The following is a 20,286-nucleotide window of genomic DNA, read 5'->3' on the forward strand; positions in this document are numbered from 1 at the left end:
CGGAGGGATCCGTGGGTCACCGGGAGGAGGACCGCACCGGGCGGGGGTGCGGGGCGGCGGAAGAGCGGCTGGTACTGCCCGATCGACTTCGGTCCATCGCAGTCCCACCTCCTCCGGCCGGTCCCTCGTGAGGGATGACGTGTGACGAGCAGTCGGGTCATCAAGCCCGACCAGTGGTCAACACTATCAGCCGACCGAGGGTCAATCCCTTACTTTGCCCGTTCCATACGCGCTTTATGCTCGCGGCATGTCAGAAATTCTCGTTCTGGTCGAGGCCCGGTTGCGCACCGCCCTCGGTGAGCCGGACGCGCGGGCGGCGATCACCTTCCTCGGCACCGACCGGATCGAGGTGCTCCGGTTCATCGACGCCGAGGCGGGACTGGTCCGTTACGCGACCCTCGGCATGTCCGCCCAGCCGATGACCGACCCCACCTCCGCGCTCGCCGACCCGGTGAAGGGCCCGCGCGCCGAACTGCTGCTCACCGTGCGCGCCGGCCGCGCCGACACCGACCAGGTGCTCCGCCCGCTCGCGGTGCTCGCTGCCACCCCGCAGGTCGAGGGCGTCGTCGTGGCCCCCGGCGCCTCGCTCGACGTGGGCGACCCGCTGTGGCCCGGTGCGCCCTTCAGCTCGGTCCTGGTCGGCGAGTCGGGCGGCCTGGTCGAGGACCTGGTGCTCGACGCCCCGCTCGACCCGGTGCGCTTCCTGCCGCTGCTGCCGATGACCTCGAACGAGGCCGCCTGGAAGCGGGTGCACGGCGCGCAGGCCCTGGAGGAGCGCTGGCTGGCCGAGGGCACCGACCTGCGCGACCCGCAGCGCCGGTCCGTGCGCCTGGACTGACGCCGTCCGCGTGCCCGGACCGACGCCGGTCCGCGCGCCCGGACCGGCCCCCGGGTGAAGCGCTCCGGCCGGACGGGTGATCATCGGTGATCGTCCTTGACGCGGGGCCGCGACGGTAGGACCGTTGAGCCCTATGAGGGGCGAACCCAGTTGCCCGAAGTGCGGTGGCCGGGTCAGGGCGCCCGGTCTCTTCGCCGACTCCTGGCAGTGCGACGTGCACGGCTCGGTGCACCCGCTACAGCCCGTGATCCCGCCCAGCGTCGAGGGCCTCGGTGTGGTCGTGCACCGGGCCCAGGTGCCGGTGTGGATGCCGTGGCCCCTGCCCGTCGGATGGCTCTTCACCGGGGTGGCGTACGCCGGTGACGACCGCAGCGGCGGACGCGCGACCGCCGTGGCCTGCTCAGGACCCGGACCGCTCGGCGGCATCGGCGAGCTGCTGCTGGTCGCGGAGGAGCTCGGCGTCGGGCTCGGCGCCCGGTTCGCGGGCGTGGACGGACCCGATCCCGGCCCCGGCATGGCCATCGACAAGGCGCCCCCCGTCAAGGTGCTCGCCGCCGGCCGGCCCACCCCGCTCTGGCACGTGAACGGCACCCCGCACGACCGGGCCGTCTTCGCCGGCGAGGCGCGCGGCCTGTGGCTGTGGGCGATCGTCTGGCCCGAGCAGTCCGGCCTGCTGATGTACGACGAGCTGGTCCTCACCGACCTGCGCGACGCCGGCTCCGAGGTCGAGCTGCTGCCCTGCGGGGCGCTCACGCCGAGACTGCTCACCTGACAGCGGGCCGCCGGGTCCGGGGCGGGGTGCGGCGAAGGGGCGGGGTGTGACGAAGTAAGGGGTGGCGGCTTCGGTGGATCCGTACCGGGCCGCTTGATTCGCCCGTTATGCTGGAGCGGTCCCTTCAGTCCGCCCCGAGCCCCCGGAGTCCCGCGTCGTGCGCATCGACCTGCACACCCACTCCACGGCCTCGGACGGCACGGACACCCCCGCCGAACTGGTGCGCAAGGCCGCCGCCGCGGGGCTCGACGTGGTCGCGCTGACCGACCACGACACCACCCGGGGTTACAGAGAGGCCATCGCGGCCCTGCCCGAGGGGCTCACCCTCGTCACCGGCGCCGAACTCTCCTGCCGCTACGGGGGCGTGAGCCTGCACATGCTCGCGTACCTCTTCGACCCCGAGGAGCCCGCCCTGCTCGCCGAGCGCGAGCTGGTCCGGGACGACCGGGTGCCGCGCGCCCGCGCCATGGTCACCAAGCTCCAGGAGCTCGGCGTGCCCGTCACCTGGGAGCAGGTCGCCCGGATCGCCGGCGACGGCTCCGTGGGCCGCCCGCACGTGGCCGAGGCCCTGGTCGAGCTCGGCGTCGTGCCCGACGTCTCCGGCGCCTTCACGCCCGAGTGGATCGCCGACGGCGGCCGGGCCCACGTGCAGAAGCACGAGCTCGACCCGATCGACGCGATCCGGCTGGTCAAGGCGGCCGGCGGCGTCACCGTCTTCGCCCACCCGCTGGCCGTCAAGCGCGGCGAGTGCGTGCCCGAGTCCGCCATCGCCGAGCTCGCCGAGGCCGGTCTCGACGGCATCGAGGTGGACCACATGGACCACGACGAGCCGACCCGCGCCCGGCTGCGCGGCCTCGCCAAGGAGCTGGGCCTGCTGACCACCGGCTCCAGCGACTACCACGGCAGCCGCAAGACCGTCGGCCTCGGCGAGTTCACCACCGACCCGGAGATCTACGGCGAGATCACCCGCCGCGCCGCCGGTGCCTTCCCGGTGCCGGGCGCGGGCGGACGCCCGTAACCCCTCCGCCACCGCCACACCCCTCCGACCGCTCGCCGGCCGGCCGCCCCGCGCGGCCCGGCCGCCGTGCCGTGGCGTCCGCGCGCTTCTCCCTCCGGGCGGGCCGAGGCCTGCCCACGCGCCGGAATCCCCTGTTCCGGCCCTTCGTGTACACCCCTTTCCACGCAAGGCACCACCGTGTTCGACGTCGCCGTCTTCGGCTCGCTGTTCCTGACCCTCTTCGTGATCATGGACCCCCCGGGGATCACCCCGATCTTCCTCGCGCTCACCTCCGGCCGCGCCGCCAAGGTGCAGCGCCGCATGGCCTGGCAGGCCGTGGCCGTGGCCTTCAGTGTCATCGCCGTCTTCGGCGTGCTCGGCCAGCAGATCCTCGACTACCTGCACGTCTCCGTCCCCGCGCTGATGATCGCCGGCGGACTGCTCCTGCTGCTCATCGCGCTCAGCCTGCTCACCGGCAAGAACGACGAACCCCAGCAGACCAAGGACGTCAACGTCGCCCTCGTCCCGCTCGGCATGCCGCTGCTCGCCGGGCCCGGCGCGATCGTCTCGGTCATCCTCGCCGTGCAGCACGCCGACGGCGCCGGCGCCCAGGTCTCCGTCTGGGCCGCCATCGTCGCCATGCACGTCGTGCTCTGGCTGACCATGCGCTACTCGCTGCTGATCATCCGCGTCATCAAGGACGGCGGCGTCGTCCTGGTGACCCGGCTGGCCGGCATGATGCTCGCCGCCATCGCCGTGCAGCAGATCATCAACGGCGTCACCCAGGTCGTCCAGGGCGTCTGACGCCCGGCGCGCACACCACTGCGCCCCCGTACGGATTCCGTTGCGACGGAGTCCGTGCGGGGGCGCGGTGCGTGAGTGGAGTGACCGTTACGACGCCGTGGCGTCGGCCGGACGGATCCAGATGCGCTGACCGATCGCGGCGGCCTGCTGCACGATCCCGTTGACGGAGGCGGCGTCCACGACCGTGGAGTCGACGGGCGTGCCGTCGATGTCGTCGAGGCGCAGGATTTCGAAGCGCATGGGCTTCTCCCTTCGTCTGAGTTGATCCTCCTGGGCGGAGAACTGCGTTACGTAGGGGTACAACGACATGCATCCGGCAAACATTCCCTACGCTAAGGAAATTTTTCGGATGACTAACTAGTCCCAGGAGGATCCTCGCAGAGCGGGGTTACGAGGACGCTTCCGCCGCGTTGCGACCGGCGCCCGACCGCACCGTGCCCGGAACCGGGTCGGCGCCCGCCCAGAACGCGGTCAGCCGCTCCGCCAGCTCCCGCGGGTGCGACACGTTGGGGGAGTGGCCGGCCCCCACGACCACCGAGTGGTGCGCGCCGGTCAGCGCGGCCACCGCGGCCAGGTCCGGCACGGGCCAGACCGTCTCCTCGTCCCCGTACGCCAGGTGCAGCGGCATCGGCAGGGCCCGCAGCGCCGCCGTGCCGTCCGGGTCGCTCAGCAGCAGCCGGCCCGCGCCGGAGAGCTGGGCGATCCGGGTCAGCATCCAGCGCCGGCGCAGGAAGTCCACGATCTCCTGCGGATCCCCGGCGCCCGGCTCCTCGCCGCGGCTGTCCAGCCAGCGGGTCGCCCGCCACACCCGCTCCTTCGGCAGCAGCGCGAACGCGCCGCGCAGGGCCCGGACCCGGATCCGCTGCGGCCGGGCCACCCGGCCCGGTCCCGAGGAGAGCAGGGTCAGCGAGCGGAAGGCGTCCGGCGCGAGCGCCGCCGCCGCGCGGGCCACCAGGCCGCCGAAGGAGTGCCCGAGCAGATGCACCGGCCCGTCGCCGAGCGCCGACGCCTGGGCCACCACGTCGAGCGCCAGCGCCTTCCGCCGGTACGCGGCCCGGCCGCGCGGCCCCGGCGTCTCGTGCTGCCCGCGCCCGTCGACGGCCACCGCGCGGTAACCGGCCTCGGCGATCGGCCCGAGCAGCTCGATGAAGTCCTCCTTGCTGCCGGTGTACCCGGGCAGCAGCAACACCGTCCCGTGCCGGGCCCCCTCGGGCACGCTGTCGAGAACGGCGAAGGAGCCGCGCGCGGTCGTCAGCCGGTAACGACGGGTGCGGGGCGGCAGCGCCAGGGACCGGGGCTTGCTCATACAGGGACTGTAACCGGAACCGGAGCAGGGGCTCCCGCCGCGAACGCGCCGAGGAGGGCGGGCCGGCGCGACCCCTGCCCCGGGGGCGGGCGGAGGAGCCGCCGGCTCCTGCCGCGACGCCGGCTGTGGGGCCGGCCGAAGGCGTGGCCCCGGCGTCCCCGGGGGACGCGGGCGGGATCGGTCGTGGAGCCGCCCGGTCCCGCGCGGCTCCCGCCGGGGATCGGCGGGGCCGACGTATCGGGCTCGGGTGCGGTGGTGGAGTCGTCGGCTGTTGCCGCGACGCCGGCTGTGGGGCCGGCCGAAGGCGCGGGCCCGGCGGTCCCGGGGGACGCGGGCGGGATCGGTCGTGGAGCCGCCCGGTCCCGCGCGGCTCCCGCCGGGGATCGGCGGGGCCGACGTATCGGGCTCGGGTGCGGTGGTGGAGTCGTCGGCTGTTGCCGCGACGCCGGCTGTGGGGCCGGCCGAAGGCGCGGGCCCGGCGGTCCCGGGGGACGCGGGCGGGATCGGTCGTGGAGCCGTCCGGCTCCCGCCTGCGGGACCCGTACCACGCACCGCGGCCCGGCGCCCCGGAGAACCGGGGGCCGGGCCGTGGAGGCGCTGTGGCGGATCAGGCCTCCGGCTGGGCGGCGGCCTTCTTGGCGACGCGCTTGCGCGGGGCCGCCTTCTTGGGAGCCTCGGCCTCGACCGGGGTCTCGGCAGCGGCCTTCTTCGTCGTACGACGACGGGCCGGCGTCTTCGGCTCCGAGGCGTCCGGCGCCTCGGCGGCGACGGCCTTCTTGACGGTCCGCTTGCGCGGGGCGGCCTTCTTCGGCTCCTCGGTCACCGTGTCGACCGCCTCGGCCACGGCCTCGGCGACCTTCTTGGCGACCCGCTTGCGAGGCGCCGCCTTCTTCGGGGCCTCGACCGGGGCCTCGGCGGCCTCGACCGGAGCGGCCTCGGTGGCCACCGCCTTCTTGACCGTGCGCTTGCGCGGGGCGGCCTTCTTCGGCTCCTCGGCCACGGTCTCGACCGTCTCGGCCGTCTCGACCGGGGCCTCGGCGGCGACGGCCTTCTTGGCGACCCGCTTGCGCGGGGCCGCGGCCTTCTTCGGCTCCTCGACGACCGGCTCGGCGACCGGTGCCGCCTCGACGATCACCACGGCACCGGTGGCCGGGGTGGACGTCACCGGGCTGGAGGCCCGACGCGTGGCGCGGCGGCGCGGCCGGGGCTCCTGGGCGACCGGCGCGGGGGCCGGCTCCGGGGCGGCCACCGGGGCCGGGGCGTCCGCGGTCGTGCTGGTCACCGGGCGGGTGGCGCGGCGGCGCGGCCGGGACCCGGACGGGGCCGACTCGGCGGCCTGCGCCGGGACGGTGGCCTTGGGCTCCGCGGCCTTGACCTCGACGGCCTTCGGCTCGACGGCCTTCGGCTCGACGGCCTTCGGCTCGACGGCCTTCGGCTCGGCGACGGCCTGGGCCGGCACCGTACGGGCGGAGGCGGCGGCCAGCGCGGCGGCGGCCGTCTCGACCGTCTGGAAAGTCACGGTCTCCTCGGCCGGACGCGGCCGGACCCGGCGCTTGCGCGGGGCCGGAGCGGCGGCCGGGGCCGGGGCGGCCACGGGAGCGGCGGTCACCGGCTCGGCGCCCTCCGGACGCGCACCGCGGGAACGGCGGCGACGCGGACGGGACTCCTCGGCAGGGGCCTCGGCCACCGGGGCCGCCTCGGCCGGAGCCTCAGCGGTCTCCGCGGCCTCGGCCGCCGGGGTCACCTCGGCCGGGGCCTCGGTGGTCTCCGCGGCGCGGGTCCGGGTGCGGGTACGGCGGCGGCGGGGCTCCTCGGCCGGGGCCTCGGCGGCCGGGGCTTCCGCGACGGCGGTGGTCACGGCCGCGCCGGCGACCGGGATGCCCGGGGTCGACGGGCCCGTGCCGCGGGTGCGGCGGCGGCGCGGGCGGCGCGGACCGGCGGGCGCCTCGGCGGCGTCCGCCGCCTCGGGCGCGGGGGTGCCGGCGTGCTGCTCGGCCGGGGCGGCGTCACCGAGCTCGGCACCGCCACGGGTGCGGCGGCGCTGGCGCGGCGTACGCGTGCGGGCCGGGCGCTCCTCGGTCTTCTCCTGGCGCGGGCCGCGGCCACGGCGGCCGCCGGGCTCGCCCAGGTCCTCCAGCTCCTCCGCGTCGAGACCGGCGCGGGTGCGCTCGGCGCGCGGCAGGATGCCCTTGGTGCCCTCGGGGATGTCCAGCTGCTCGTAGAGGTGCGGCGAGCTGGAGTAGGTCTCGACCGGGTCGTTGAAGTCCAGTTCGAGCGCCTTGTTGATGAGCTGCCAGCGCGGGATGTCGTCCCAGTCGACCAGCGTGATCGCGGTGCCGCTCGCGCCCGCGCGGCCGGTGCGGCCGATGCGGTGCAGATAGGTCTTCTCGTCCTCGGGGGACTGGTAGTTGATGACGTGCGTGACGCCCTCGACGTCGATGCCGCGGGCGGCGACGTCGGTGCAGACGAGCACGTCCACCTTGCCGTTGCGGAAGGCGCGCAGCGCCTGCTCGCGGGCGCCCTGGCCGAGGTCGCCGTGGACCGCGCCGGAGGCGAAGCCGCGGCGCTGCAGCTGCTCGGCGATGTCGGCGGCGGTGCGCTTGGTGCGGCAGAAGATCATCGCGAGGCCGCGGCCGCGCGCCTGCAGGATGCGGGCGACCATCTCGGGCTTGTCCATCGAGTGCGCGCGGAAGACGTGCTGCTTGATGTTGGCGACGGTCACGCCCTCGCCGTCGGGCGAGGTGGCCCGGATGTGGGTGGGCTGCGACATGTAGCGGCGGGCCAGGCCGATGACGGCGCCCGGCATGGTCGCCGAGAACAGCATGCTCTGGCGCTTCGCCGGCAGCATGCTCATGATCTTCTCGACGTCGGGCAGGAAGCCCAGGTCGAGCATCTCGTCGGCCTCGTCCAGGACGAGCGCCTTGACGTGCGACAGGTCGAGCTTGCGCTGGCCGGCCAGGTCGAGCAGGCGGCCGGGGGTGCCGACGACGATGTCGACGCCCTTCTTCAGGGCCTCGACCTGCGGCTCGTAGGCGCGGCCGCCGTAGATGGCGAGGACGCGCACGTTGCGCACCTTGCCGGCGGTGAGCAGGTCGTTGGTGACCTGCTGGCACAGCTCGCGGGTGGGCACGACGACGAGCGCCTGCGGGGCGTCGGTCAGCTGCTCGGGCTGGGCGCGGCCGGCCTCGACGTCGGCCGGGACGATGACGCGCTCCAGGAGGGGGAGGCCGAAGCCGAGGGTCTTGCCCGTACCGGTCTTGGCCTGGCCGATGACGTCGGTGCCGGAAAGGGCGACCGGAAGGGTCATCTCCTGGATGGGGAAGGGGGTGACGATGCCGACGGCCTCCAGGGCCTCGGCCGTCTCGGGAAGGATCCCGAGGTCTCGGAACGTAGTCAGGGTGCTGCCTCTTCTGTGAGACGCGGCGCGAGGCGAACGAAGGGGGTCTCACCGTGCCGGGGACCACTGGGGGGATCGGGAGATCACCGTCTGGTCGGGCGCGGGACCACTGCCGTCGCTCGAGCGTCGTGCCGCTGAGGGACCCTTCGGCGGGTCCGCCGGAAGGGCTGTCGGGCCGGAGCCGATCGGGCCACCGACCGGGCATCCTCATTCATCAGTCGGCCCACCGGATACGTCCGTACGTGCGAAAGCACGTCCGCATACTCGGCAGGCGCATTACCACTGTACCCCGGAATCGCGCATGTGTGTCGGGAGAATTCCCGGCGAGGCCACGGTCACAGCGGTCGACCGGGCCCCCGGGCGGCGTGGCGAGCGGGCTATTGTGCGCTTCATGGAGACGCCTGACAACGCCACACCCACCGGAATCGCCGCCCAGGACTGGGCCACCGCTTCCGCCGTGCCGCAGTACCGCGCCGCCGTGATCGACCTGCTGGGCGCGCTGGCCTACGGCGAGCTCGCGGCCTTCGAGCGGCTCGCGGAGGACGCCAAGCTGGCGCCGAGCCTCGCGGACAAGGCGGAGCTGGCGAAGATGGCCTCCGCCGAGTTCCACCACTTCGAGCAGTTGCGCGACCGGCTCGCCGCCGTGGACGCCGAGCCGACCGAGGCGATGGAGCCCTTCGCCAAGGCGCTGGACGACTTCCACAAGCAGACCGCGCCGTCCGACTGGCTGGAGGGCCTGGTCAAGGCGTACGTGGGCGACTCGATCGCCAGTGACTTCTACCGCGAGGTCGCGGCCCGGCTCGACTCCGACACCCGCGCGCTGGTGCTGTCCGTGCTCGACGACACCGGGCACGGCAACTTCGCCGTGGAGAAGGTGCGCGCCGCGATCGACACCGACCCGAGGGTCGGCGGCCGGCTCGCGCTGTGGGCCCGCCGGCTGATGGGCGAGGCCCTGTCGCAGGCCCAGCGGGTGGTCGCCGAGCGCGACGCGCTCTCGACGATGCTGGTGGGCGGCGTGGACGGGATGGCGGCGGGCTTCGACCTCGCGGAGGTCGGCCGGATGTTCTCCCGGATCACCGAGGCGCACACCAAGCGGATGGCGGCGCTGGGCCTGGCCGCCTGAGCAACCGCGCCGCACCTCCCGCGTCACTCTCCCGGGGCGCCCGCACGGGGCGCCCGTACGGGACGGTCAGCCCGCGGCGGCTGATCGGCGCAGGCGCCGCGAGGCCGGGCGGACCAGCAGCGACAGCAGCACGGCGGCGATCGCGACGGCACCGACCAGGGTCGCCAGGAAGTGGCCCGGGCCGAGCGCGCCGTGGGTCACCAGGGCGCCGAAGACGCCGCCGAGCGCACCCGTCAGGAGGACGGCGGCCCGCCCGGGGAGGCGATCGGGGAGCCGGTGCGCGGCGGCCCAGGCCAGGGCGAATCCGAGCAGGGCGGAACCGAGGGCTTCCAGGAACACGGCGGATCACCTCGCGTGCGGTGCGGGGCGGGCAGTTCGGTCACACCCGTCCTACCCGGTCACTCCGGATGACAATCCTCCCGATACCCCCTGACGTGCGAAGACGAAGGGCCCGGCGGACAGTGCGTCCGCCGGGCCCTTCCCCGTCTCGTACGTCTCAGAGGGCGCCGAAGCCCACCCGGCGCACGGCCTGCTCGCCGATCTCGATGTACGCGATCTTGTCCGACGGGACCAGGACCTTGCGGCCCTTCTCGTCCGTCAGGCTGAGCAGCTGCGACGTGCCGGCCAGCGCGTCGGCCACCGCGCGCTCGACCTCCTCGGCGGACTGCCCGCTCTCCAGAACGATCTCCCGGGGCGCGTACTGCACGCCGATCTTGACCTCCACGGCTATGTCCCTCCGAACGGTCAGCCTTGCGCGTGGATCCCGCGCCCTACCTGCCACACATTAGCCCGGTGAGGGGACGGACACGGTGCGCACGGGGCACGCCAAGAGCGAACAGCGGAGGGGAACAAGCGGCCGGGGACGTCCCCGGCGGACCGGGGCCCGCCCGGGCTCAGTGGCCCTCGGCGGCGAGCTGGCCCTCCGTGCCGTGCAGCGGGAAGCCCGCGATGCCCCGCCAGGCGAGCGAGGTCAGCAGCGCCACCGCCTTGTCGCGGGGGATCGGCGACTCGCTGGACAGCCAGTAGCGGGCCACCACCTGCGACACGCCGCCGAGGCCCACGGCGAGCAGCATCGACTCGTCCTTCGACAGACCGGTGTCCTCCGCGATGACCTCGGAGATCGCCTCGGCGCACTGCAGCGAGACCCGGTCGACCCGCTCGCGCACGGCCGGCTCGTTGGTGAGGTCCGACTCGAAGACCAGGCGGAAGGCGCCGCCCTCGTCCTCCACGTACGCGAAGTAGGCGTCCATGGTCGCCGCGACCCGCAGCTTGTTGTCGGTGGTGGAGCCCAGCGCCGTGCGCACCGACTGGAGCAGCGCCTCGCAGTGCTGGTCCAGGAGCGCCAGGTAGAGCTCCAGCTTCCCGGGGAAGTGCTGGTAGAGCACCGGCTTGCTGACGCCGGCCCGCTCGGCGATGTCGTCCATGGCGGCCGAGTGGTAACCCTGGGCGACGAACACCTCCTGGGCCGCGCCGAGCAGCTGGTTCCTTCGGGCACGGCGCGGCAGGCGCGTGCCCCGGGGGCGTGCTGCCTCTGTCTGCTCGATGGCGCTCACGCCGCCTCCAAAGTTCGATCCATGCGCGCATTGGCGTCGCGCCGCCATCGTACTTTTGGGTAACGCGGCTGTGCGCGGTGCGAACGCAGAATTTCACGGACCGGACGCCCGGGGCGAGAGGCGGCGGACAACAAGATGGTCATGCCGGTGAGCGCGCCCACCGGCGACCATGCGGCTACTCAGCGGTAGTCGTCCTCGTCCAGCGCCACCACGCGCGCCTGTTCGACGGCGTCCGCGTCGTTCGCGGCGTCGTGCGGGAGCCGGCTGATCGGATCGTCCTCGCGCTGCTGCAGTTCGGTGTGCTGCTCGGCCGCGTCGGCCTCGGGGATCTCCTCGTCGAGCACGACGTCCTCTTCCTCGGCGAATGTGTCCGGCTCGTTCGGGTCGGCAGTCATGCGGCTCCTTCCCGGTGACGGTCGCACGGGTCCTGTCCGGCGGCCCTTGTCGGGCACCTACCCTTCGAGCGTAGGAGCAGGCGTTCCGCGCCGCACCCGATCCTGTGACGCCACCCACACGCGCCCGGGCGTGATCGTCTCGTAATATCGCTGCCATGTCCTCGACCGAGCTGCCGGAAACCCGGACCGCCGCACCGCCCGCGACCCGGCCGCGCGCCGTGCGGGTCGCCGAGGGCGAGCGACTGCGCTCCGTCGCGCTGCCCGGGCTCACCCTGACGGTGCGCTCCCGGCCCGGCGACCGGCCCGGTCTGCCGCCCGCGCTGTACGTGCACGGGCTCGGCGGCTCCTCGCAGAACTGGTCGGACCTGATGCCCCGGCTCGCCGACGTGGTCGACGGCGAGGCGGTCGACCTCCCCGGCTTCGGCGACTCGCCGCCGCCGGACGACGGCAACTACTCGGTGACCGGGCACGCCCGCGCCGTCATCCGGCTGCTCGACGCCTCCGGCCGCGGCCCGGTGCACCTCTTCGGCAACTCGATGGGCGGCGCCGTCGCCACCCGGGTCGCCGCCGTGCGCCCCGACCTGGTGCGCACCCTCACCCTGATCTCCCCGGCCCTGCCCGAGCTGCGCGCCCAGCGGTCCGCCTGGCCGACCGCGCTGCTCGCGCTGCCCGGCGTCGCGCCGCTGTTCGCACGGCTCAGCCGGGACTGGACGCCCGAGCAGCGGGTCCGCGGAGTGCTGGCGCTCTGCTACGGCGACCCCGCCCGGGTCAGCGAGGAGGGCTTCCGGCACGCCGTCGAGGAGATGGAACGGCGCCTGGAGCTGCCCTACTTCTGGGACGCCATGGCCCGCTCCTCCCGTGGCATCGTCGACGCCTACACCCTGGGCGGGCAGCACGGGCTGTGGCGGCAGGCGGAGCGGGTGCTCGCGCCGACGCTGCTGATCTACGGCGGACGCGACCGCCTGGTGGGCTTCCGGATGGCGCGCCGGGCCGCCGCGGCCTTCCGCGGCTCGCGGCTGCTCACCCTCCCGGAGGCGGGACACGTGGCCATGATGGAGTATCCGGAGGCCGTCGCCGCCGCGGTCCGGGAGCTGATCACCGATGCCGCGCGGCACGCGGCCGAGGGCGGGAGCTGAGCCGGACCGTGGGACGACATAGTCGCAAGGGGCCCGCGACGCCGGTGGCCGACACCGGACAGCGGGAGGCCGCGAGGCCGGGGCCGGGCACGGGGCGACGCCGCCGCGGCGAGACACCGGCACCCCAGCAGCAGCCCCCGGCCGCCGGCCCCCGGCAGGCCGACCGGGCCCCGGCCCCCCAGCGGCCGCCCTACCCGGGCGGCGCCCGGCCGCAGGGCGCGCCGCAGTACCCGCAGCCCCCGCGCCCCCAGGGCGCCCGCCCCGCGAACCCCGGACCCGGCACCCCGCCGCGGGGCGTCCCCGCCTACGGCGCGCCGGGCCGCGGCCCCGCGCCCCTCTTCGACACGCCGGTGCACGGCACCCCGCGCCCCCAGGGGCCGCACGACCCGTACGCCGCCGACCCCTTCGTACGCGGCGGGCATCCCGTCCACGAGGAGCCCGGGCGCCCCGCGGCCCCCTATGTGCCGGGACCGCGCCGCGAGGGCACGGCCCGGCCCGCCGCCGGGCGGCCGGACCCGACCGGCCCCGAGACCGGCACCGGTCCCGAGCCGGAGGCCGACGCGCGGCGCCCCGGGCGGTCCGGCGGACTCGGCCGCACCCTGACCGGTGTCGCCGCCGCCGCGATCACCACCGTGCTCGCCGTGGTCGTGGCCGGACAGGTCGCGGAGCGGGGGAGCGGCGACGCGCCCCAGTCCCGGGCGGCCGACCGGCCCGCCGACCGGGCCGGCGCCGAGAACCCGGCCTCCCGCTCGGACGACCGCCCGGCCAGGACGCCCACCGCGCCCGTCACCCCGCCCTCGTACGAGGAACTGATGGCGCGGCAGTTCCCGGTCGACCCCAAGCTGCACGGCTCCGGGAAGTTCGACGCCGTGCCCGGCTTCGACAAGGCGCCCGGCAAGGGCCGCAAGATCCGCTACCGGATCGACGTGGAGCAGGGCCTCGGGCTCGACGGCGCCCTGTTCGCGCAGGCCGTGCAGAAGACCCTCAACGACCCGCGCAGCTGGGCCGGCCGGGGCGAGATGACCTTCGAGCGGATCTCCAGCGGGGACCCGGACTTCGTCATCACCCTCGCCAGCCCCGGCACCACCGGCGACTGGTGCCGCAAGTCCGGCCTGGACACCACCGTCGACAACGTGTCCTGCGACTCCGCCTCCACCGAGCGCGTGATGATCAACGCCTTCCGCTGGGCGCAGGGTTCGGAGACCTTCGGCCCGCAGGCCATGCACGCCTACCGGCAGATGCTCATCAACCACGAGGTCGGGCACCGGCTCGGCCACAACCACGTGAGCTGCCGCACGCCCGGCGCGCTCGCCCCGGTGATGCAGCAGCAGACCAAGTCGCTCGACATCGACGGCGTCAAGTGCCGCCCCAACCCCTGGGTGCATCCCGGGAGTTGATCCCGCGGGCCCGACCCGGGACCGCTGCCCCGGCCCGTTCCCGGCCCGCCCCCGGGCCTGACGGAGCGTGACCGAACCGATCCGTAGCGCCACGGAACGCGACCGGTCCGGGAAAGTTACGTGCATTCACCCCTTCCGGTGGTGCGACGGACAACCGTCCATCATCCCCCCGTGATGTCCGCTTACGTTCTTCCCGCTGCGGGTCGCCGGACGAACGGCGGCCGCCGTCACGGGAGAACGGGGGTGTGCTCATGCGGATCGGACTGCTCACGGAGGGCGGCTATCCGTTCGCCGCCGGCGAGTCCGGACTCTGGTGCGACCGGCTGGTGCGTGGGCTCGCCCCGCACGAGTTCGACCTCTACGCGCTGAGCCGCGACGCCGCCCAGGAAGCGGCCGGCCGGGTGCCGCTGCCGCCCAACGTGCGCGGTGTGCACACCGCCCCGCTGTGGACGCCCGAGGACGACACCCGCGGCCCCGGCCGGGCCCGCGGCCGCGGCTACGGACGACGCGACCGGCGCCGCTTCGAGGACGCCGTCCGCGAGCTCGCCGCCGGCATCTGCGCCGCCGACGCCCCCGAGGCCGGGGACGAGGGCACCGCCCGCCCCGGCACCGAGGGCGCCGAGCGCTTCGCCGCCGGGCTCTACGCCCTCGCCGAACTCGCCCGCGAGAGCGCCGGACTGGCCACCGCACTGCGCTCCGAGTCCGTCGTGCGGATCCTGGAGGCCGCCTGCCGCGCCCCCGGCGCCCGCCGCAGCCTCGCCGCCGCCACCGTCCCCGACCAGCTCGCCTTCGCCGAACAGCTGGAGCGCGCCCTGCGTCCGCTCTCGCTCGGCTGGTACGGCGAGGACGACGGTCCCGGCGGCACGGCCGGCGGCCTCGGGCTCGTCGACCTCTGCCACGCCGCCTCCGCCGGCGCCGCCGCCCTCCCGGGCCTGCTGGCCAAACGCTTCTTCGGCACCCCGCTGCTCGTCACCGAGTACGGCGTCCAGCTGCGCGCCCACTACCTCGCCGCCACCGGCGCCCCCCTCGCCACCCCCGTCCGCGCCCTGCTCGCCGCCTTCCACGGGCGGCTCGCCGGCGAGGTCTACCGGCAGGCCGCGCTGCTCACCCCCGGCAACGCGCACGCCCGCCGCTGGCAGGAGAAGTGCGGCGCCGACCGGTCCCGGCTGCGCACCGTCCACCCCGGCATGGACGCCGAGCGCTTCGCCGAGGTCGGCGAGGACGAGGAGAGCGGCGACCCCACCACCCTCGCCTGGATCGGCCGGGTCGAACCCGCCAAGGACCTCGTCGCCCTGCTGCACGCCTTCGCCGAGGTGCGCCGGCAGCAGCCCGACGCCCGGCTGCGGATCATCGCGGCGCCCGTCCACGAGGCCGGGGCCGCCGCGTACCTCGCGCACTGCCGGGGCCTGGCCGAGCAGCTGTTCCCCGACGAGGCGGCCGGCGCGCACGCCATCGGCGAGAACCCGGTCTCCTTCGAGGAGCTCGGCGGACCCGAGGCCCCCAGCCTGGAGGAGGCCTACGCGGCCAGCGCCGTCGTCGTCCTCTCCAGCGTCGTCGAGGGCTTCCCGGTCGGCCTCGTCGAGGCCATGTTCTGCGCCCGCGCCACCGTCTCCACGGACGTCGGCGCCGTCGTCGAGGTCATCGGCGGCACCGGACTCGTGGTCCCGCCGCGCAACCCCAAGGCCCTCGCCGACGCCTGCCTCGCGCTGCTGCGCGACCCGGACCGGCGGCACCGGCTCGGCGCCGCCGCCCGCGCCCGCGCCCTGGAGCTGTTCACCGTGGAACAGAACCTGGCGGCGTTCCGCGGCATCTACCTCGAACTCCTCTCCCACTCGCCGGTCCGCCGCCGCACCACCAGCGGCGTGCCCTTCGCCCACCCGGCCGAGGCCCACGTGCCGGGCAGCTGGGCGGACCAGCCGGTCACCGCGGCGGCCGGCGCGGGAGACCCCGATGCATGAAGGAGGCACACCCATGCGCGGCCCCGCCGCACCGACCAGCCCCGGCCCCTGGGACTCCCGCTCCGAGGCGCTCCTCAGCAGCGCGGCGCTCACCACCGGGACCGCCCGGAGCGCCGTCCCGGCGCCGCCGCACGCCGGACTCGACCTGTCGGCCGCGCCCGCCCCGGCCACCGCCCCCGTCCCGGCACCTGCCGCCGCGCCCGCCGTCACGACCCCGGCCGTCGAGCCGAAGCCGCTCCCGGCCGGGACTGCCGAAGCGATTCAGCGGGCCGGCACCGCCGCACCGCGGACCCCAGCGACCCCGAGGGCCCCCCAGAGTCCCCAGGCCCCGCAGCCGGCCGCGCGGCCCCGGCGCGGCCCCGCCGACCCGGTCAAGGCGCTGATGCACCGCCACCGCGAGCTGTGCGAACGGGCCGTCGACCCGCTGGAGATCGCCGCCGGCCTGGAGGCGCACGGCGTCACCGACCGCACCGCCGCACGCTTCCGCCACCGGGACGTCTTCTCGCTCGCCGAGGAGCTGTACGCCCGCGTCCCGCGCGGGGAGGCCGCCGTGCCCCGTACCGACACCGGCCGCACGCCCGGACCCGGCCCCGCGAGCTGGGCGCTCACCGTCTGCGCGCCCGGCGCCGTCGCCGGACTCGCCACCCTCGGACTGGCCCTCGGCACCGGCGGGCTCCGGCTCGCCGCCGGAGCGCTCGGCGCCCTCGGCCTCTTCGCCGCCCTCCTCCTCGCCGTGCGCCGCGGCCCCCTGCGGGTCACCGCCGGCCCGCCGACCGCCGCACCGCTGTGGATCCTCGGCCTGCTCGCCTACGCGGCGGCCGGCGACGGACTGCTCGACCAGCTGCTGCGCGGCGGGCCCGACACCGGACCGGTCGTCACCACCGTCCTGGACGGCACGGCAGGACGCCCGGACGACTGGACCCTCGACACCGCGCCGCTGCTCGCCCTCGCCCTGTCCGTCGCCCCCGCCGCCTGGTGCGCCCACCTCTTCGCCGTACGGGCCCGCCGCCGGCTCGCCGCCAGCCGCGGCCTCGCCGACTTCGCGGCCGGCGCCCGCCCCCTCCTCCTCGGCACCGTCGCCCTGCACCTCGCCGGGCTCGCCGGACTCCTCGTCCTCACCGGCTTCCACCCCGGTGCCCTCGCGCTCGGCGCGCTGCTCCTGACCGCCCGGCTGCTCGCCGTCCACGGCTTCGCCGAGAGCGCCGCCCGCGGCCTCGGCGCCGCCTGCGCCGCCGAGGCCCTCGCCCTGGCGAGCGTCCTCGCCGCCCGGCTCCCCGGACTCGACGTCCTCGGCGCCCCGGTCCGCGCGCTCGTCGCGCACGGCGGCCCCGCCGCCCTGCCCGCCCTGGTCTGCGGCTGCGCCGCACTCGTCCTGCTCACCCATGCCACCGAGGCCCTCTCGCGCGCCTCGGCCCACGCGTGAACCGCGCGCACACCCCACCCCCCCACTCCCGCCCGTGCACCCGCGGAGCCGACGCCGCGGGCGCACCCCCTCCCCGTGACACCTCCGAAGGAGAAGCAAGAGACATGACACCCCGATCCCGCACCACGGCCGGTCGGCACGAAGGGGCCGCACGATGAGGGTGCTGCTGCTCGGAGCCAACGGATTCATCGGACGGTTCGTCGCCGACCGGCTGCTCGCCGACCCGGCGGTGCACCTCACCGCCCTGGGCCGCGGCGACGACGCCGACGTCCGGTTCGACCTCGCGACCGGCAGCCCCGGCGCGCTCACCCGCTTCCTCGACGCCGTCCACCCCGGAGTCGTCGTGAACTGCGCGGGCGCCACCCGCGGCGGCGCCCGCGACCTCACCCGGCACAACACCGTCGCCGTCGCCACCGTCTGCGAGGCCCTGCGCCGCAGCGGCTGCGGCGCCCGCCTGGTCCAGGTCGGCTGCGCCTCCGAGTACGGGCCCAGCCAGCCCGGCTCCTCGACCGCCGAGGACGCGGTGCCGCGGCCCGGCGGCCCGTACGGCGTGTCCAAGCTCGCCGCCACCGAACTCGTCCTCGGCTCCGGCCTGGACGCGGTCGTGCTGCGGGTCTTCTCGCCGGTCGGCCCCGGCACCCCGGCCGGCTCCCCGCTGGGCCGGCTCGCCGAGGCGATGCGCCGGGCGATCCAGGCCGGGGACGGCGAGCTCAAGCTCAGCGGCCTCGGCGTGCAGCGCGACTTCGTGGACGTGCGCGACGTGGCCCGGGCCGTGCACGCGGCCTCGCTCTCCGCCGCCCAGGGCGTGGTCAACATCGGCACCGGCCGCGCGGTCAAGCTGCGCGACGCCGCCGCCGTGCTCGCCCGGGTCGCCGGCTACGCGGGCCAGCTGCACGAGGTCGACGGACCGCCGCCGCGCCCGGTGATCGGCGCCCCCCGCACCGAGGCGACCATCGCCGAGCAGCTCGCCGCCGCCCCCTACCCGTACCCCGACGGCTGCGGGCCCTGGCAGCAGGCGGACGTGCGCACCGCCCGCGACCGGCTCGGCTGGCGGCCCCGGATCAATCTGGAGGAGTCGCTCGCCGACATCTGGATGGAGGCGGCATGTCGCATCTGACCGCCCCCGGCACCGGGACGGTCACCGAGATGGGGGTGGGCGTCCCCGGCTACGCCCACCCCCTCCTCGCGCCCGTCGAGTGGGCCGAGCTGACCCGCCCCGGCACCCCCGTCCACTGGGCCGTGCTCAACGTCGCGGAGGGGCCCGGCGAGCGGCCCGACCCGCACTGCCTGGAGGCCGCCGGGAAGCTGCGCAACGCCGGGGTCCGGGTGCTCGGGCACCTGGACCTGGCGCACGGCTCGCGGCCCTTCGGCGACCTGGTCGCGGACGCGCAGCGGTTCCTCGACTGGTACAAGGCGGACGGCTTCTACCTGGACCGGGCGCCCGCCGACCGGGCCGACCTGCCGGGCGTGCGCCGGATCTCGGCCACCCTGGAGGCGCTGCGGGACGGCGAGGCGCACCTCGTCCTGGGGCACGGCACCCATCCGTACCCGGGCTACGCGGAGGCCGCCGACCAGCTGGTCACCTTCTCCGGTGCCTGGACCGACTACCGCTGGTCGCAGGTGGCGGAGTGGACCGCCGACTATCCGGCGGGGAAGTTCGTCCACCTGGTGCACGGGGTGCCCCGCACCCATCTGGACGAGGCGCTGCGGATCGCCCGCTGGCAGGGGGCGGGCACGGTCTTCATGACCGACCGCCGGGGCGGCCCCGGACAAACCGGTCCATTCCACTCCCTGCCCGGCTACTGGGACGAAATCGTCTCGCGTATCGGACGGGGTGTCTCGGAATGAGAAGGGGCGTGGCAGTGTTGTGCGGAGAAGAAAAGTCGTACTGACATCCCGACCAGCTGTATTGATGAGGTCTCCGTGTCGCTGCCACCCCTGGTCGAGCCGGCTGCCGAGCTCACCGTTGACGAGGTCCGCAGGTACTCCCGTCACCTGATCATCCCGGATGTCGGGATGGACGGACAGAAGCGGCTGAAGAACGCCAAGGTGCTCTGTGTGGGCGCCGGCGGTCTAGGCTCCCCCGCGCTCATGTACCTGGCCGCGGCCGGTGTCGGCACCCTCGGCATCGTGGAGTTCGACGAGGTCGACGAGTCGAACCTGCAGCGCCAGATCATCCACAGCCAGGCCGACATCGGCCGCTCCAAGGCCGAGTCGGCGCGCGACAGCGTCCTCGGCATCAACCCGTACGTGAACGTGGTCCTGCACGAGGAGCGGCTCGAGGCCGACAACGTGATGGACATCTTCGGTCAGTACGACCTGATCGTCGACGGCACGGACAACTTCGCCACCCGCTACCTGGTCAACGACGCCTGCGTGCTGCTGAACAAGCCGTACGTGTGGGGCTCGATCTACCGCTTCGACGGCCAGGCCTCGGTCTTCTGGTCCGAGCACGGTCCCTGCTACCGCTGCCTCTACCCGGAGCCGCCGCCGCCGGGCATGGTCCCGTCCTGCGCCGAGGGCGGCGTCCTGGGCGTGCTCTGCGCGTCCATCGGCTCCATCCAGGTCAACGAGGCCATCAAGCTCCTCGCGGGCATCGGCGAGCCGCTGGTCGGCCGTCTGATGATCTACGACGCCCTGGAGATGCAGTACCGCCAGGTGAAGGTCCGCAAGGACCCGAACTGCGCGGTCTGCGGCGAGAACCCGACCGTCACCGAGCTCATCGACTACGAGGCCTTCTGCGGCGTCGTGTCCGAGGAGGCCCAGGAGGCGGCGCTCGGCTCCACGATCACTCCGAAGCAGCTCAAGGAGTGGATCGACGACGGCGAGAACATCGACATCATCGACGTCCGCGAGCCGAACGAGTACGAGATCGTCTCCATCCCGGGCGCCCGTCTGATCCCGAAGAACGAGTTCCTGATGGGCAACGCCCTCCAGGACCTCCCGCAGGACAAGAAGATCGTCTTGCATTGCAAGACGGGTGTCCGCAGTGCGGAAGTCCTCGCCGTGCTCAAGTCCGCGGGCTTCGCGGACGCGGTGCACGTCGGCGGCGGCGTGATCGGCTGGGTCAACCAGATCGAGCCGGAGAAGCCCGTCTACTAGGCCGTCGGCACACGCGCCGCGCGGCCGGCGCACACGCGTGAGGGCCCCCGGACCTGCCCGTCAGGTCCGGGGGCCCTCGTGCGTG

General features: G+C 75.0%; 19 protein-coding genes. 12 read left to right on the forward strand and 7 right to left on the reverse strand.

The window, feature by feature from the left end:
• Positions 1-247: 247 nt before the first annotated feature.
• The 4 genes from ACIGW2_RS04470 (at position 248) to ACIGW2_RS04485 (ending at position 3,411) form a co-directional block, all read left to right on the forward strand.
• Positions 248-838, forward strand: coding sequence for a suppressor of fused domain protein (locus ACIGW2_RS04470; RefSeq protein ID WP_399841019.1), 591 nt, complete (start codon positions 248-250; stop codon positions 836-838).
• A 133-nt stretch (positions 839-971) separates the two neighbouring features.
• On the forward strand, positions 972-1,610 hold the full coding sequence (locus ACIGW2_RS04475) for a DUF6758 family protein (RefSeq protein WP_356074810.1): 639 nt from the start codon (positions 972-974) through the stop codon (positions 1,608-1,610).
• A 157-nt stretch (positions 1,611-1,767) separates the two neighbouring features.
• The gene (locus tag ACIGW2_RS04480; RefSeq protein WP_399841021.1) at positions 1,768-2,628 is read left to right on the forward strand and encodes a PHP domain-containing protein; all 861 of its coding nucleotides are present in this window, start codon (positions 1,768-1,770) and stop codon (positions 2,626-2,628) included.
• Between the two features lie 177 nt (positions 2,629-2,805).
• The gene (locus ACIGW2_RS04485; RefSeq protein ID WP_361579193.1) at positions 2,806-3,411 is read left to right on the forward strand and encodes a MarC family protein; all 606 of its coding nucleotides are present in this window, start codon (positions 2,806-2,808) and stop codon (positions 3,409-3,411) included.
• An 87-nt stretch (positions 3,412-3,498) separates the two neighbouring features.
• Here ACIGW2_RS04485 and ACIGW2_RS04490 read toward each other — a convergent pair whose 3' ends face one another.
• From ACIGW2_RS04490 to ACIGW2_RS04500, 3 genes are all read right to left on the reverse strand, one after another.
• Positions 3,499-3,651 (reverse strand): hypothetical protein, encoded by a 153-nt coding sequence (locus ACIGW2_RS04490; protein WP_356074803.1) that lies wholly within the window; start codon positions 3,649-3,651, stop codon positions 3,499-3,501.
• Between the two features lie 148 nt (positions 3,652-3,799).
• Positions 3,800-4,717, reverse strand: coding sequence for an alpha/beta fold hydrolase (locus ACIGW2_RS04495; RefSeq protein ID WP_391656240.1), 918 nt, complete (start codon positions 4,715-4,717; stop codon positions 3,800-3,802).
• Positions 4,718-5,324: 607 nt separating this feature from the next.
• Positions 5,325-8,024: a DEAD/DEAH box helicase gene (locus tag ACIGW2_RS04500; RefSeq protein WP_399841027.1), complete on the reverse strand. Its 2,700-nt coding sequence runs from the start codon at positions 8,022-8,024 to the stop codon at positions 5,325-5,327.
• Positions 8,025-8,505: 481 nt separating this feature from the next.
• Between ACIGW2_RS04500 and ACIGW2_RS04505 the strand changes: the two genes are divergently transcribed.
• Complete coding sequence (locus tag ACIGW2_RS04505; RefSeq protein ID WP_356071291.1) at positions 8,506-9,237, forward strand: ferritin-like fold-containing protein; 732 nt, start codon at positions 8,506-8,508, stop codon at positions 9,235-9,237.
• 66 nt (positions 9,238-9,303) lie between these two features.
• Here ACIGW2_RS04505 and ACIGW2_RS04510 read toward each other — a convergent pair whose 3' ends face one another.
• From ACIGW2_RS04510 to ACIGW2_RS04525, 4 genes are all read right to left on the reverse strand, one after another.
• Entirely contained in the window at positions 9,304-9,576 is a 273-nt protein-coding gene (locus ACIGW2_RS04510) for a hypothetical protein (RefSeq protein ID WP_361579199.1), read from the reverse strand.
• Between the two features lie 157 nt (positions 9,577-9,733).
• Positions 9,734-9,961, reverse strand: a complete 228-nt coding sequence (locus ACIGW2_RS04515) for a DUF3107 domain-containing protein (protein WP_356071287.1) — start codon at positions 9,959-9,961, stop codon at positions 9,734-9,736.
• Between the two features lie 169 nt (positions 9,962-10,130).
• Positions 10,131-10,790, reverse strand: a complete 660-nt coding sequence (locus ACIGW2_RS04520; RefSeq protein ID WP_391656238.1) for a TetR/AcrR family transcriptional regulator — start codon at positions 10,788-10,790, stop codon at positions 10,131-10,133.
• A gap of 179 nt (positions 10,791-10,969) precedes the next feature.
• A complete protein-coding gene (locus tag ACIGW2_RS04525; protein WP_361579203.1) occupies positions 10,970-11,185 on the reverse strand; it encodes a hypothetical protein in 216 nt (71 codons plus the stop codon).
• A 155-nt stretch (positions 11,186-11,340) separates the two neighbouring features.
• Here ACIGW2_RS04525 and ACIGW2_RS04530 point away from each other — a divergent pair, with 155 nt between their 5' ends.
• The 7 genes from ACIGW2_RS04530 (at position 11,341) to moeZ (ending at position 20,201) form a co-directional block, all read left to right on the forward strand.
• Entirely contained in the window at positions 11,341-12,321 is a 981-nt protein-coding gene (locus tag ACIGW2_RS04530; RefSeq protein WP_399841033.1) for an alpha/beta fold hydrolase, read from the forward strand.
• 44 nt (positions 12,322-12,365) lie between these two features.
• Complete coding sequence (locus tag ACIGW2_RS04535) at positions 12,366-13,718, forward strand: DUF3152 domain-containing protein (protein WP_399841036.1); 1,353 nt, start codon at positions 12,366-12,368, stop codon at positions 13,716-13,718.
• A gap of 251 nt (positions 13,719-13,969) precedes the next feature.
• Positions 13,970-15,676, forward strand: a complete 1,707-nt coding sequence (locus tag ACIGW2_RS04540; protein WP_391656235.1) for a DUF3492 domain-containing protein — start codon at positions 13,970-13,972, stop codon at positions 15,674-15,676.
• Positions 15,677-15,689: 13 nt separating this feature from the next.
• Positions 15,690-17,099, forward strand: coding sequence for a hypothetical protein (locus ACIGW2_RS04545; protein ID WP_399841039.1), 1,410 nt, complete (start codon positions 15,690-15,692; stop codon positions 17,097-17,099).
• Between the two features lie 154 nt (positions 17,100-17,253).
• Complete coding sequence (locus tag ACIGW2_RS04550) at positions 17,254-18,216, forward strand: NAD-dependent epimerase/dehydratase family protein (protein WP_356071267.1); 963 nt, start codon at positions 17,254-17,256, stop codon at positions 18,214-18,216.
• Entirely contained in the window at positions 18,204-18,947 is a 744-nt protein-coding gene (locus ACIGW2_RS04555) for a spherulation-specific family 4 protein (protein ID WP_391656233.1), read from the forward strand. Before ACIGW2_RS04550 ends, ACIGW2_RS04555 begins: the two co-directional genes overlap by 13 nt.
• Positions 18,948-19,022: 75 nt before the next feature.
• The gene (moeZ, locus tag ACIGW2_RS04560; RefSeq protein WP_356071262.1) at positions 19,023-20,201 is read left to right on the forward strand and encodes an adenylyltransferase/sulfurtransferase MoeZ; all 1,179 of its coding nucleotides are present in this window, start codon (positions 19,023-19,025) and stop codon (positions 20,199-20,201) included.
• Positions 20,202-20,286: the final 85 nt, after the last annotated feature.

Origin of the sequence: Streptomyces sp. NPDC053541 (assembly GCF_044544705.1) — a bacterium.
Lineage (GTDB): Bacteria > Actinomycetota > Actinomycetes > Streptomycetales > Streptomycetaceae > Streptomyces.